The organism is Streptomyces sp. NBC_01454 (genome assembly GCF_036227565.1).
In the GTDB taxonomy this organism is placed as follows: domain Bacteria; phylum Actinomycetota; class Actinomycetes; order Streptomycetales; family Streptomycetaceae; genus Streptomyces.
In genome coordinates this window covers 4,975,646-4,988,604 of record NZ_CP109460.1, presented here as the reverse complement: position 1 = coordinate 4,988,604, position 12,959 = coordinate 4,975,646, and the positions used below count along the sequence as shown (strand labels likewise).

Sequence of the window (12,959 nt, the reverse complement as noted above, 5' to 3'; positions counted from 1 at the left end):
CGTTGCGTGACCCGGGATTCGCGGGTCCCAGGGCGCACCGTGGTGTCGGGGCCGTGTGGCCCCGGGACCGTGTGGCCCGGGGCGTCGCGTGACCTTGGTGCCGCTCGCGCGGTCCGGACAGGTGTCGGACAGCGCGGGCGGCACACAGGGCGCGCCGCGGGCAGAGCCGGCCGGCGGGTCTGCGGGTCTGCGAGCCAGCGGGTCAGTGAGCCGGTGAGCCAGCCCCCGGCGGACCGGCGGACCGGCGGGCCGGTGGGTTGGTGAGCGTCGGACCGGTGCCGGTAGGGCGATGGCTCGGTGGGTCCGTATACAGGGCCTCCCCCCAGCGCCTGCCATCGCCGGAGGCCTGCCCCCGGCCCACGGCCCCGGCCCCCGGCCGCCGGACGGCTCCGGAGGCTCTCTCGGCGGGCCCCGTCGAAGGCCATCGGACGGCTTCCGGCGGCTTCCGGTATCAGTTGGCGTGCCGCCCCCACCCAATGATGAAGTTGTCTCATGAACTTCACGGACCGAGACCGGGCCGTACGGGCCGCCATTGCACAGGGACTGGTGGGGCCCGGGGAGCCCGTTGCCGGGCTGCTCGATATCGCCGGGATCCGGCGGTCGGCGGCCGAGCTGCGGGCCGCCTTCGAAGAGTTCACGGCCCCCGGTACCCCGGTGCTGCACGCCTTCGCGGTGAAGGCCGCCTCGCTCGTACCGGTCCTGCGGGTGCTGGCGCAGGAGGGCCTCGGGTGTGAGGTGGCCAGCCCCGGTGAGCTGGCGCTGACCCGTGCCGCCGGTGTGCCCGTGGCGCGGACGGTCCTGGACTCGCCGGCCAAGACCCGCGCCGAGCTGCGGGAGGCGCTGGCCCTCGGGATCGCCGTCAACGCGGACAACCCCGAGGAACTGGCCCGTATCGACTCCCTGATGGCCTCCGCGCCGAGCGGCGCCCCCCTCGGTCTGCGGGTCAACCCCCAGATCGGCGGCGGCAGCATCGGGGCGATGAGCACCGCCACCGACACCTCCAAGTTCGGTGTCGGGCTGCGGGACGAGGGCGCCCGGGAGTGGGTCGTTCGCGCCTTCCTCGCCCGCCCGTGGCTGACCCGGCTGCATGCCCATGTCGGTTCCCAGGGCATGCCGATGGAGCTGATGACCGCGGGTGTCCGGGCCCTGTACGTCCTCGCCGAGGAGATCAACGAGAGGGCCGGCCGGCGTCAGGTCGACACCCTCGACATCGGCGGCGGCCTGCCGGTCAACTTCTCCTCGGACGCCGTCACCCCGACCTACCGCGAGTACGTCGCACAGCTCCACGCCACCGTGCCCGGCCTGCTGTCCGGACGCTATGGGCTGGTCACCGAGTTCGGCCGCTCGCTGCTGGCCAAGCACGGTACGGTCCTCGCCCGCGTCGAGTACGCCAAGTCGGCGGGCGGCCGGCCGATCGCGGTCACCCATGCCGGTGCCCAGGTCGCCACCCGTACGGCCTTCGTCCCCGAGTCCTGGCCGATCCGGGTCGCGGCCTACGACGCCGAGGGCCGGCCCAAGACGGGTGCTCCGGTGGCACAGGACGTCGCGGGACCGTGCTGCTTCGCGGGTGATCTGGTCGCCGAGAACCGGCCGCTCCCCCTCCTGGAGTCCGGCGACCATGCCGCCCTCCTGGACACCGGCGCGTACTACTTCTCCACCCACTTCGCCTACAACTCCCTCCCCCGCCCCGGGATTTACGGCTATGCGGCGGAGCCGGACGGCACCGTCCGCTTCGCCACCGTCCGCACCCCGCAAACACTGGAGGAACTCACCGCGGAGAGCGGCGGCGCCCACGCGGAGTCACTGCACGACCTGGGCAGGCAGTAGGCCCCCAAGCCACGACGCCCCAAGGCCCCAAGGCCTCAAAGCCCCAAGGCCTCGGAGGCAGCGGCCCCTCAGCGACCGACCCGCGCTCCCCCGGCCCCGGCTCCCCCGGTCCGCGCCCCGGCCGTCCGCGCCCCGGCCGCCGTGCGTGCCCCGCCAGGGCGGGCGTCGCCGGCGGCCGTTCCGGTCAGCAGGTATGCGCGGACCTCCTTGCCCGCGGCGCCGCCCCGACGGGCGGATTCGGTCCGGACCCACAGCAGCGCCTCGTGCCGCCGCTCCCAGCGGCCCAGCCACCGCGCCTTGCCCCACAGGCCGAGCGCGGCCCCGGCCATCAGCAGCCCGCCGGCCGCCGGCAGCACGAACGACGAACCGACCGCCGCCAGGAAGGCGAGCAGCAGCCACCAGCGGTGGGCCCGCCGCCAGCTGCGGAGGGTGACCGAGCGGTCCTGGAGGATCACGGCCTTCCCGGCGCGCGAGGCGGCGCGGGCCAGCGCCGCATACCGTCCGCGCCGGGCCGCGCCCACCACCAGCGCCGCGCCCACGCCCAGCGCCGCCCCCGCCGCCAGCCCGATCGTCCGGCCGGTCAGCCCCGGTACCAGCGCTCCGATCCCCGCGGCCAGCAGTCCCGGCCACCACAGCCAGCCGGCCGGTGCCCGTACCAGCACCGCCACCCGGACCAGCCCATATGCCCCGCGTCCCACGACAGACCTCCTCGCCCCGAGACCGCTGTGCCCCCTTCTGTCCGCACAGCCGTACGGCGGCGGATCGTAGCCAGCCGGGATGAGGATTCCCTGAGACGGCGCGACGCCCGCTCCCGGGCTACCGGGCCCTCACTCGACGAACAGCCCGCGTTCCGCCGCCCTCGCGTCGAATTCCTCCAGGCGGGCCTGGGCGTCCGGGAGGGCGTCGCACATCGCCTCCAGCAGGACCCGGCCCAGCAGCATGGGGGCACACGCCGTGTCGAAGGACAGCCCGGTGCCGACGGGGGCGGGGAGGAGGAGGTCGGTGTGGTGGGCGACGGGGGCGAAAGCGCTGTCGGCGACGGTGACGACACGCAGCCCGGCGGTGCGGGCGTATTCCAGCGCCTCGACGACCTCGCGCGGGTGGCGGGGCAGGGCGAAGCAGAGCAGCGCGCTCGCGCCGGCGCGCGCGGCGGCGTCGATGCGGTCGGTGAGCATGGTGCCGCCCTCGTCCAGGAGCCGGACGTCGGGGTGGACCTTGCGGGCGAAGTAGGTGAAGCCCGCGGCCTGGGCGGTGGCGGCGCGCAGCCCGAGGACGAGCAGCGGGCGGGAGGCGGCGAAGAGGCGGCCCGCCTCGGCCACCGGCGCCGGGTCGGTGAGGGCGGCGGCGAGCTGACGGAGGTTGTCGATCTCCGCCTGGACGGCCTGCTGGTACTCGTTGGCGCTGCCGGCCTCGGCGGCTTCCCCGGTGGGGGCCACCTCGCGCAGATGACGGCGCAGCGCCGGGTAGCCGTCGAAGCCCAGGGCGACCGCGAAGCGGGTGACGGACGGCTGGCTGACGCCGGCGAGTTCGGCCAGTTCGACGCTGGAGAGGAAGGGGGCATCGGCGGCCCGGCGCACCATGCAGTGCGCGATCCGGCGCTGGGTGGGCGTCAGCCGGTGCCCCTCGAAGAGCTTCTGCAGACGGGCGGCGGTCCCGGTGCCCGTACCGGTCGCACGGCCCGCGACAGCCGCATCGCCCTCGACGCCGGCAGCGCTCGCACCGCCCGTCGCGACCCGCGCGCCCCGCGCCCCGCCGCCGTTGTCCCCGTCCCCGCTCATCGCCTCTTCTTCCCGGCCCGGTCGGGGGCCTTGTCCTGTGTCGACCGACTGTACGGAATTCCCGGCCCGCTCCGGTCCGGGACAGGCGTCGGGATCCGGCCGTACCCGGGGCCCCGGCCCCGATCCCGGCCACCCGGCCGGAAGCGGCCCGCCGCCCGCCGTGGCGCTCACAGCTCCGCCAGCTCTTCCAGCAGCCCCGCCGCCACCGCCACATCATCGGTCAGCGGGCGGTCCTCCATCCGCGGGTCGAGGGCCCCGGCCGCGCGCCGGAAGGCGGTGGCGAGGGGGAGGTCCGGTTCGGGTTCCAGGGAGCGCATCCGCAAGGCCCGTACGGCGGCGACGAGTTCGCAGGCGAGGATCTGGCGGTAGTAGGTGCAGGCACGCAGGGTCTGGCGGGCTCCCAGGGAGGCGAAGCTGGCCTGTTCCTCGACGCCGCGGGAGAGGACGGCATGGCCGAGCGAGGCCGGGTAGGAGACCTCGCGCATCTCGCCGAGCGCCGCGCCGGCCGCGTATTCGAGGATCATCACGCCGGAGCTGGCCGGCGCCGCGTCGCCCAGGAACGGCCGCAGCCGGGTGAAGTCCGGCTCGGAGAGCGCGGCGAGCCGGGCGGTGGAGAGCCGGGCGGTCTGCAGCACCGCCAGCCGGAAGGTGTCCAGGGCGAGCCCGGTGTGGGCGGCGTAGAAGTTGCCGTGGTGGTAGGCGGCCTGGTCCTCGATGCTGATCAGGGGGTTTTCGGCGGCGGCGTTCACCTCGATGGTCAGCACCCCGTCGAGGGTGTCGGCGGCGTCCAGTGCGGGCCCGTGGATCTGCGGGAGGCAGCGGAAGCCGTAGGGGTCCTGGATGCGGCCGAGCGGCGGCGCGGGACGGGGCGGGACGCCGGAGAGGGCGCGCAGCCGGGTGGCGGCGGCCGCGCAGCCGGGGTGCGGGCGGGCGCGCATCACCGGCTCGGCGAAGGGTTCGTAGGAACCGCCGACCGCGAGCAGGGAGAGCGCGGCGACGGGAAGGGAGGCGGCGAGCAGCCGCCGCAGTTCGTCGAGGGCGAGCGCGGACTGGCCGAGGGTGAGGGCGTTGCTGCTGATCAGGGCGAGGGCGTCGTTGTTGTCCAGGGCGATGGGGGCGGGGGCGCGGGCGCCGGGGGCGCAGTGCCAGGGGTGTTCGCCGACCAGCGCGAGGCCGGTCTGGGCGAGGGCGGCCAGATCGCCGGTGCCGACCGCGCCGTGCTCGTGGACGACCGGGTGCGCCCCGGTGTCCAGGGCGGTGAGCAGCGCGGTGATGACGGCGGGGTGCAGGCCGGCGCCGCCCGCCAGCAGCTGGTTGGCGCGCACGGCGAGCATCGCGCGGACCTCCCGGGCGGGCAGCGGGTCGCCGATCGCGCCGGCGTGGCTGCGCAGCAGCCGCAATCCGTGGTCGGCACCGGCGGCGCCGGCGGCCCCGACGTCCTCGGTGCGGTTGGCGCCGACGCCGGTGCTGCGCCCGTAGACCCGGCCGGTGGCGGTGAGGCGGCGGGCGGTCTCCCAGGACTCCTCGGCGCGGGCGAACGCCTTGGGGTCCGGCTCGGCGGGGTGGGCGGTGCGCTCCGCGAGGGCGGCGATGTCGGCCGTGTTCAGGGCGGTGCCGTCGAGCGTGATGCGCCGGTCGCCCCGTCGGTAGGTGTCCAGCATATGAGAAACCAAGGGGCTCAACTCCCTCTTATAGCGCCATTTGTAGACGTAAGTCCGACACCTCGTTCCGTACGGTGAAGCGAAGTAACAGGCGAGGTAACAGGCGATTTACTTCCACCTATTGACTTCTATTCACGTGCCTAAGACTCTGCATGACCATATGCAGGCCGGGCAAGGGGCAGCGGATGATCAAGTTCGACGCAGTCAGCAAGCGATACCCGAACGGCACGACCGCCGTGGACGAGCTGTCCCTTGACCTCCCCGAAGGCGGCGTCACCGTCCTCGTCGGATCCTCGGGGTGCGGCAAGACGACCACCCTGCGGATGGTCAACCGCATGGTGGAGCCGACCTCCGGCACCATCAGCGTCGGCGGCCGCGACATCCTGGAGACGGACGCCGCCGAGCTGCGCCGCGGCATCGGCTATGTCATCCAGCAGTCCGGCCTCTTCCCTCACCGTACGATCCTGGACAACATCGCGACCGTCCCGCTGCTGCTGGGCTGGGGCCGGCGCAAGGCCCGCGCCCGCGCCGGCGAGCTGCTGGAGCTGGTCGGCCTGCCCGCCGACGCCGGCAAGCGCTATCCGCACCAGCTCTCCGGCGGCCAGCAGCAGCGCGTCGGCGTGGCCCGCGCGCTCGCCGCCGACCCGCCGGTGCTGCTGATGGACGAGCCGTTCGGCGCCGTCGACCCCGTGGTGCGCACCCAGCTGCAGAACGAGCTGCTGCGGCTCCAGGAGGAGCTGCGCAAGACCGTCGTCTTCGTCACCCACGACATCGACGAGGCGGTCCGCCTGGGCGACCGGATCGCGGTCTTCCGCTCCGGCGGCCGGCTCGTCCAGTGCGCGGAGCCCGCCGAGCTGCTCGCGCGCCCCGCCGATGACTTCGTCGCCGGCTTCCTGGGCGCCGAGCGCGGCCTCAAGCTGCTCTCGCTCACCGACCTCGCGGACGTCCCCCACGCGCCCGGCGGGGAGATACGCACGGACGAACCGGTCGGCGGCATACCCCGCGACGGGGACCGCTGGCGCCTGGTGACCTCCCCGCGCCGCGAACCGCTGGGCTGGCTGGACACCGACGCCCTGCCCTCCGGCGGCACGGCCGGCGAGGCCCCCCTGGAGGCCGTCCGGCCGCTGCGCGACACCGACTCCCTGCTCTCCGCGCTCAACGAGGCGGTCTCCTCCCCCGCCGGCGCCGTCGCCCGGGTCACCGCCGACGGCGTGCTGAGGGGCCTCACCTCCCGCGACGCCATCCACGAACGGGCCGGCCGCAGCCATGCGGAGGCCGGCCGGGCGACGGCCGCCGGCGAACGGCCCCCCGAGGACGCCGCGCCCCGCCCGGCCGAGGACGCCGCGGAGCGCCCCGCATGACCATCGAGTGGGGCTGGTTCCCCGACCACACCGGCGAGATGGCCCGCCTCACCGCGGACCACCTCGCCACCGCCGTGCCCGCCGTCCTCTTCGGCCTGCTGATCGCGCTGCCGCTGGCGGTCCTCGCGCACCGCGTACGGCCGCTGCGCGGCTTCGTGCTCGGCGCGTCCAACATCCTCTACACCATCCCCTCCCTCGCCTTCTTCGTCCTCCTGCTGCCGGTCACCGGGCTGACCCGGACCACCGCGATCACCGGCCTGACCGCGTACACCTTGGTGGTACTGGTACGGAACACCGTCGAGGGGCTGGACGCGGTCCCGGCCCGGGCCCGGGAGGCCTCCCAGGCGATGGGGACCACGCCGCTGCGCACCCTGCTCACCGTCGAGCTGCCGCTCGCCCTCCCGGTGATCATGGCGGGCGTGCGGGTCGCCACCGTCATGTCCATCTCCCTGGTCAGCGTGGCGAGTTACATCGGATACGGCGGCCTCGGCCAGCTCTTCACCGACGGCTTCCAGCGCAACTTCCCCACCCCGGTCATCGCCGGGGTGGCCCTGACCCTGCTGCTCGCCCTGGTCGCCGACGCGGTGCTGGTGACCGTCCAGTGGCTGTGCACCCCCTGGCTGCGCGGCACCTCCGGGCCGCGTCGTCCCAAGCTGCGGAAGCGAGCGTGACGCCCCGATGCTCGAACTCCTGAAGAACCTCGCCGCCTGGCTGACCAGTTCCGCCCAGTGGTCCGGCCCCGAGGGCATCGCCACCCGCATCCTGGAGCACCTGGAATATTCGGTGCTCGCCACCCTCGCCGCGGCCCTGATCGCGCTGCCGGTGGGGCTGCTCATCGGGCACACCGGCCGTGGCGCCTTCCTCGCCGTCAACCTCGCCTCCTTCGGCCGGGCGCTGCCCACCGTCGGCCTGGTCACGCTGGTCTTCCTGGCCGGCGGACTGAGCGTGTGGCCGGTGTACGTGTCCCTGGTCGCGCTCGCCGTGCCGGTGATCATCACCAATACCTACGCGGGGATGGCGGCCGTCGACCCCGAGGTCAAGGACGCCGCCAAGGGCGTGGGGCTGCGCGGCCGCCAGATCCTGTGGCAGGTCGAGATCCCGCTCGCGCTGCCGCTGATCATGACCGGTGTGCGGCTGGCGACCGTGCAGGTCGTCGCCACCGCCACGATCGCCGCCTACGTCAGCTTCGGCGGGCTGGGCCGCTATGTCTTCGACGGCCTGGCGCAGCGCGACCTGGTGCAGGTCCTCGGCGGGGCGGTGCTGGTCGCCGCGCTCGCCGTCGTCGCCGATCTGGCCCTGGGCGGCCTGACGCGGCTGCTGTTCCGCGGCCGCCCGGCCGCCGCCCGCTGAGCATCCGCCGCCCCGCCCCCACGTACGCACCGAGGAGCCCGCCCATGAACCGTCGTACCGTCCTGACCACCCTCCTGGCCGGCGCCTCGGCCCCGCTGCTGGCCGCCTGCTCCTCCGGCATCACCTCCCTCAAGGGGGACGGCGCCGGCGGCGACGGCGGCAGCAGCGGTGGCGGACTGGTCATCGGCACCGCCAACTTCACCGAGAACCAGGTCCTCGGCTACCTCTACGCGGGGGTGCTGAACGCCGCCGGGGTCAAGACGACGGTCCGGCCCAACCTCGGCTCCCGCGAGATCGTGGTCCCGGCGCTGCGCTCCGGCGATATCGATCTGCTCCCCGAGTACCAGGGCAGCCTGCTGCTCTACCTCGACAAGAAGGCCACCGCGACCGAGGCCGGCGCGATGCAGAACGCGCTGACCACCGTGCTGCCCGACGGCCTGGAGGTCCTTCCGTACGCGTCCGCCGAGGACCGGGACAGCTTCGCCGTGACCCGGCGGACCGCCGACCGCTACGGCCTGAAGACGCTCGACGATCTCCGCAAGGTCAACGGCAAGCTGATCTTCGGCGCGGCCGCGGAGATGAAGAAGCGGGTCGTCGGGCTCGTCGGCCTGAAGGACCAATACGGCGTGGAGTTCAAGGAGTTCAAGGCGCTGGACTCGTCCGGTCCGCTGGTCAAGGGCGCCCTGAAGAAGGGCGACATCGACATCGCCAACGTCTTCACCACCGATGTCGACACCGCGGAGAACGGCTGGGTGCTGCTGGCGGACCCCAAGCATCTGATCCCCGCCCAGCACATCGTCCCGCTGATCGCCGCCCGCAAGGCCGACGCCAGGGTCCGCAAGGCCCTCGCCCGGCTGGGCAACGCCCTGACCACGCCCGACCTCACCGAGCTCAACCGCCTGGTCGACAAGGAGAAGCAGGACCCGGACCGGGTGGCGGCCGCCTGGCTGAAGAAGCACAAGCTGGGCTGAGGCGGGCGGCGGCCGCACGCCTCACGCGGGCGCCGGGCCGCCGTACTTGAGCGGCAGTCCGAACAGCGGGAAGAGCCGCTCGGTGTCCAGGAACGAGTGCAGCGCGGTGATCCGGCCGTCCGCGAGGTCGAGGACCTGGATCGCCCAGGGCAGGCCGTCCGCGCGGTACTGCCCGAACGCCGGGCGGCCGTTCGCCGCGACCGGCACCAGATGCGACCCCGCACAGCCGCAGCCCGGCCCGCGCAGCCACGCCAGGAAGTCCTCACGGCCGCGCAGCCACAGCTCGTACGGCGGCATGGACAGCGTGGAGTCCTCGTGCAGCAGGGCCGTGAGGGCGTCCAGGTCGAAGCGTTCGAAGGCGTCGACATAGCGCCGCAGCAGCGCCTGCTGGGTGTCGTCCAGCGGCCCCGGGGGTTCCTCGTCGGCGTCGGCGGACGCGGCGAGCGTGGCCCGGGCCCGCTGCAGCGCGCTGTTGACCGAGGCGACCGAGCTGCCCAGCAGCTCCGCGACCTCGCGCGCCGACCAGCTCAGCACCTCCCGCAGGATGAGCACCGCCCGCTGCCGGGGCGCCAGCCGCTGGAGCGCGGCGATGAACGCGAGCCGGACCGACTCCCGGGCGACTGCCCTCTCCGCGGGATCCCCGGCGGACGCCAGCACCCGCGTGTCGGGGACCGGTCCGATCCACGTCGCCTCGGGCAGTCCCGTGCCGATGGGGGTGTCCACGCTCGCGGGGGAGGCGAGATCCATCGGCCGCGCCCGGCGTTGGCTGCCCTTGAGCAGGTCCAGACAGACATTGGTGGCGATGCGGTAGAGCCAGGAGCGCAGCGAGGCCCGCCCCTCGAACCGGTCGTGGCCGCGCCAGGCCCGCACCATCGTCTCCTGCACGGCGTCCTCGGCCTCGAACGCCGACCCCAGCATCCGGTAGCAGTAGCCGGTCAGCTCCGTGCGGTGCGCCTCCAGGCGGTCCGCCAGCTCGCCGTGCGCGGCGTCCGGTGCGCCGCCGTCCCCGGCCGCGCTCTCCACCGTGATCTCACTCGTCGCGGAACGCTTCATCAAGAACCCGTCCATCCGCCTGTCGGTCGGCCACCGCCCCACACGCCCCGACCGTACCGGAGCACCCGGCACCAGTCTGCTCCCCGGCGCGGGGCCACGCAGCCGCAGGACGGGCCCGCCCGGCGGACCGCACACGCCCGCCGCGCCTCCCGTGCCTACCCCCGCACCTCCCCCGCCGACCCCCGCTCCGAGAGGCGCGGGGCGCACAGGATGCGCTTGCGGCGGACCCGGCGGCCCTCGATCGCGGCGACCGCGAGCCGGGCGGCCTCCTTGGCGATCTCGCCCAGGCCCCAGTCGACGGTGGTCAGCGGCGGGGTGAGGACCCGGGAGACGGGGTGGTCGTCGAAGCCGACGACGGAGAGGTCGCGGCCGACGGTCAGGGCGGCCTCGGCGGCGGCCGCGTAGACGCCGTAGGCGATGGAGTCGGAGAAGCAGAAGACGGCGGTGGGCGCGGTGAGTGCCGAGGTCCCGGCCGGGCGGCCGTCCGGGCTGTTGGTCAGGACCCGGCGGGCCATCGCGGTCGCCTCGCCCAACTCCTGGGCGCAGGGCAGGACTTCGACCTCGATGCCGAGCCGGTCGGCGGCCTCGCGCACATAGACGTCGGCCGGGCGGTCGGGGGTGGAGGGGCCGGTGGGCGTCAGCACGGTGATCCGGCGGTGGCCCAGACCGCGGAGGTAGTCCAGGACGGCGTCGATGCCGGCACGGTTGTCGAAGAGCACCTCGCCCGCCGTGCGGGCCCGGCTCAGGGCGTCGCCGATGGAGACCACCGGCACGGCGTCGGCGATCTTCGACCAGCCCTCGGCGGACGGGTCGACCGGGGAGACCAGGAGGCCGTCCACCCGCTGGTCGCGCAGCTGCTTGGCGAGGGACAGCTCGCGCTCGGGGTCGCCGCCGGCGTCCAGGATCAGCGCATAGCGGTCGCCGGCCAGCAGCTCGCGCCCTATGGCCGCCATCAGCTGCTGCTGCCACAGATCCTGCAGATCGCCGGCGAGCACGCCGACCGTGCTCGTCCTGCCGCTGACCAGCGCACGGGCGATCGGGTCCGCCTCGTAGCCGAGCTCCGCGGCGGCCTTGCGCACCCGCTCCTCGGTCTCCTTGGAGACGTGCTTGCCGCGCAGGGCGTAGGAGACGGCTGCGGTGGAGAGTCCGGTGGCCTCGGCCACCTCGCGGAGGGTGGTGCGCTTATTGGGCCTGGCCATGCCCGGAAGCCTACCCAAGGAGGAGGCGGCGGCCGCCCCGATGCGGGGGTGCGCGGGCAAGACCGTCGCCCGGCGGGTGCGCCCCGGCCTTGACAGCGCCCTCTGTTAACCGTTTCACTTAAACGCATCAGTTAAGCGGTTAAGTACCGCGCGCCCGGGACGGCGGAGCCGCCGCCCGGGGCCGCTCCGGACCATCGCCCGCAGCCGAGGGAGGCCCGTGCCCACCGATGTCCACCAGCACCTCTGGCCGCCCGAGTTCCTCGCGCTGCTGCGGGCCCGCAGTGCGCCCCCGCGGCTCGACGGCTGGACGCTCCACCTGCCCGGCGAGGCGCCGTACACCGTCGACCCCGCCGACCACGACATCGCCGCCCGCGCCCGGCTCGCCCGCGCCGACGGCCTCGATCTGGCCCTGGTGTCGCTCTCCAGCCCGCTCGGCATCGAAGATCTGCCGCCCGCGGAGGCCGCCCCGCTGCTGGCCGCGTTCCACGACGGCGCCCTGGACCTGCCGGCCCCCTTCGGCGTCTGGGCCTCGGTCTGCCTCTCGACGCCCGCCCCGGACCCCGGGGCGCTGCGGCACGAGCTGGCGCGCGGCTGCGTGGGGCTGCAACTCCCGGCCACCGCGCTGCTCGACGCCGCGGGCTGGGCCCGCTGCGCCCCGCTGCTGGACGCCGCCGACGCACTGGACAAGCCGCTGTTCGTCCACCCCGGGGCGGCCCCGCGCACCCCGGACGCACCCGCCTGGTGGCCCGCCCTGGTCCCGTACGTCCAGCAGCTGCACGCCGCCTGGTTCGCCTTCCGCGCCGTCGGCCGGCCGCGCCACCCGGACCTGCGGGTCTGCTTCGCGGCGCTGGCCGGTCTGGCACCGCTGCACGGGGAGCGGCTGGTCGCCCGCGGCGGCGGACGGGAGCGCGGGCGGGTCGACTGCGGCGTCTTCTACGAGACGTCCTCCTACGGGACCCGTGCGGTCGACGCCCTCGTCCGGACCGCCGGGATCGATGTCGTCGTCAGCGGCAGCGACCGGCCCTACGCCGCCCCCGTCCTCCCCGACCTCGGCGCGCGGGCCGCGATCCACGCCCTGCGCACCACCAACCCGGCCCGCCTTCTGGGCCCGACGAAAGGAGCCCGCCGATGACGTACCGCACCTCCCAGGCCGATGCCGCCCGCGAGGTCCCCGACGGCGCGCAGCCGTTCACCGCACTGCCCGAGCGCAACCTCGACAAACGTGAGCTGCGGGAGCTGGTCGACACGCTCGCCGCCCGCCCGGACCTGTGGCGCGAGCAGGTCGCCTTCTCCGACACCGAACGCCACTACGCCTCCCTGTACCGCGATGAGTTCGTCGACGTCTGGCTGCTGTGCTGGACCCGGCAGAACGACACCGGCTGGCACGACCACGATCTGTCCTCGGGGGCGGTGGGCGTCGTCCAGGGCATGCTGACCGAGTCCAACCCCCGGATCGGCGGCGAGCACCTGGCCACCGCCGTCGGCGCGGGCGCCTCGTTCTGCTTCGGCCCCGAGCACATCCACCGCCTCACCGGCGCGACCGACGACGCGGTGTCCGTGCACGCCTATTCGCCGCCGCTGTGGCGCCTGGGCCAGTACGACATCACCGACGACGGGCTGATGCGGCGGGTCTCGGTCTCGTACGCGGACGAGCTGCGGCCGATGGACGGGGCACGTGCGGCTTAGCGCCGCCTGACGGCCCGTCCGGTCCGCCGGCCCCGGTCCGCCGGGGCCGGCCGCCGGCCTTTCGACCGCCCCC

The 12,959-nt window shown here is 74.6% G+C and carries 12 protein-coding genes; 7 read left to right on the top strand and 5 right to left on the bottom strand.

The window, feature by feature from the left end:
- The first annotated feature begins 492 nt into the window (after positions 1-492).
- Positions 493-1,827 carry a diaminopimelate decarboxylase gene (locus OIU81_RS22180; RefSeq protein ID WP_329150535.1) on the top strand — a complete coding sequence of 445 codons (1,335 nt, stop codon included), beginning with the start codon at positions 493-495 and terminating at the stop codon, positions 1,825-1,827.
- A gap of 68 nt (positions 1,828-1,895) precedes the next feature.
- Here OIU81_RS22180 and OIU81_RS22175 read toward each other — a convergent pair whose 3' ends face one another.
- The 3 genes from OIU81_RS22175 to OIU81_RS22165 form a co-directional block, all read right to left on the bottom strand.
- On the bottom strand, positions 1,896-2,525 hold the full coding sequence (locus OIU81_RS22175) for a hypothetical protein (RefSeq protein ID WP_329150533.1): 630 nt from the start codon (positions 2,523-2,525) through the stop codon (positions 1,896-1,898).
- 129 nt (positions 2,526-2,654) lie between these two features.
- Positions 2,655-3,605, bottom strand: a complete 951-nt coding sequence (locus tag OIU81_RS22170) for a MurR/RpiR family transcriptional regulator (RefSeq protein ID WP_329150531.1) — start codon at positions 3,603-3,605, stop codon at positions 2,655-2,657.
- A gap of 167 nt (positions 3,606-3,772) precedes the next feature.
- Positions 3,773-5,266: an aromatic amino acid ammonia-lyase gene (locus OIU81_RS22165; protein ID WP_329155285.1), complete on the bottom strand. Its 1,494-nt coding sequence runs from the start codon at positions 5,264-5,266 to the stop codon at positions 3,773-3,775.
- A 185-nt stretch (positions 5,267-5,451) separates the two neighbouring features.
- On the opposite strand from OIU81_RS22165, the gene OIU81_RS22160 reads away from it, so the two are divergent.
- From OIU81_RS22160 to OIU81_RS22145, 4 genes are read left to right on the top strand one after another with little or no spacing between them, the layout of a single operon-like run.
- Positions 5,452-6,627, top strand: a complete 1,176-nt coding sequence (locus OIU81_RS22160) for an ABC transporter ATP-binding protein (RefSeq protein WP_329150529.1) — start codon at positions 5,452-5,454, stop codon at positions 6,625-6,627.
- On the top strand, positions 6,624-7,298 hold the full coding sequence (locus OIU81_RS22155; protein ID WP_329150527.1) for an ABC transporter permease: 675 nt from the start codon (positions 6,624-6,626) through the stop codon (positions 7,296-7,298). The genes OIU81_RS22160 and OIU81_RS22155 overlap by 4 nt, the downstream gene beginning before the upstream one ends.
- A gap of 7 nt (positions 7,299-7,305) precedes the next feature.
- A complete protein-coding gene (locus OIU81_RS22150; protein WP_329150525.1) occupies positions 7,306-7,977 on the top strand; it encodes an ABC transporter permease in 672 nt (223 codons plus the stop codon).
- Between the two features lie 44 nt (positions 7,978-8,021).
- Complete coding sequence (locus OIU81_RS22145) at positions 8,022-8,948, top strand: ABC transporter substrate-binding protein (protein ID WP_329150523.1); 927 nt, start codon at positions 8,022-8,024, stop codon at positions 8,946-8,948.
- A 21-nt stretch (positions 8,949-8,969) separates the two neighbouring features.
- Here OIU81_RS22145 and OIU81_RS22140 read toward each other — a convergent pair whose 3' ends face one another.
- Positions 8,970-10,001: a sigma-70 family RNA polymerase sigma factor gene (locus OIU81_RS22140; protein ID WP_329150521.1), complete on the bottom strand. Its 1,032-nt coding sequence runs from the start codon at positions 9,999-10,001 to the stop codon at positions 8,970-8,972.
- Between the two features lie 155 nt (positions 10,002-10,156).
- Positions 10,157-11,200, bottom strand: coding sequence for a LacI family DNA-binding transcriptional regulator (locus tag OIU81_RS22135; RefSeq protein ID WP_329150520.1), 1,044 nt, complete (start codon positions 11,198-11,200; stop codon positions 10,157-10,159).
- Positions 11,201-11,417: 217 nt separating this feature from the next.
- Here OIU81_RS22135 and OIU81_RS22130 point away from each other — a divergent pair, with 217 nt between their 5' ends.
- Positions 11,418-12,332 carry an amidohydrolase gene (locus OIU81_RS22130; RefSeq protein ID WP_329150518.1) on the top strand — a complete coding sequence of 305 codons (915 nt, stop codon included), beginning with the start codon at positions 11,418-11,420 and terminating at the stop codon, positions 12,330-12,332.
- Positions 12,329-12,886, top strand: coding sequence for a cysteine dioxygenase (locus OIU81_RS22125; protein WP_329150515.1), 558 nt, complete (start codon positions 12,329-12,331; stop codon positions 12,884-12,886). Before OIU81_RS22130 ends, OIU81_RS22125 begins: the two co-directional genes overlap by 4 nt.
- Positions 12,887-12,959 lie beyond the last annotated feature (73 nt).

Bases quoted from the DNA above. Each gene is read 5' to 3' on its own strand.
- OIU81_RS22180 (WP_329150535.1), top strand. From the start codon at position 493: ATGAACTTCACGGACCGAGACCGGGCCGTACGGGCCGCCATTGCACAG.
- OIU81_RS22170 (WP_329150531.1), bottom strand. From the start codon at position 3,605: ATGAGCGGGGACGGGGACAACGGCGGCGGGGCGCGGGGCGCGCGGGTC.
- OIU81_RS22165 (WP_329155285.1), bottom strand. From the start codon at position 5,266: ATGCTGGACACCTACCGACGGGGCGACCGGCGCATCACGCTCGACGGC.
- OIU81_RS22160 (WP_329150529.1), top strand. From the start codon at position 5,452: ATGATCAAGTTCGACGCAGTCAGCAAGCGATACCCGAACGGCACGACC.
- OIU81_RS22155 (WP_329150527.1), top strand. From the start codon at position 6,624: ATGACCATCGAGTGGGGCTGGTTCCCCGACCACACCGGCGAGATGGCC.
- OIU81_RS22150 (WP_329150525.1), top strand. From the start codon at position 7,306: ATGCTCGAACTCCTGAAGAACCTCGCCGCCTGGCTGACCAGTTCCGCC.
- OIU81_RS22145 (WP_329150523.1), top strand. From the start codon at position 8,022: ATGAACCGTCGTACCGTCCTGACCACCCTCCTGGCCGGCGCCTCGGCC.
- OIU81_RS22140 (WP_329150521.1), bottom strand. From the start codon at position 10,001: ATGAAGCGTTCCGCGACGAGTGAGATCACGGTGGAGAGCGCGGCCGGG.
- OIU81_RS22135 (WP_329150520.1), bottom strand. From the start codon at position 11,200: ATGGCCAGGCCCAATAAGCGCACCACCCTCCGCGAGGTGGCCGAGGCC.
- OIU81_RS22125 (WP_329150515.1), top strand. From the start codon at position 12,329: ATGACGTACCGCACCTCCCAGGCCGATGCCGCCCGCGAGGTCCCCGAC.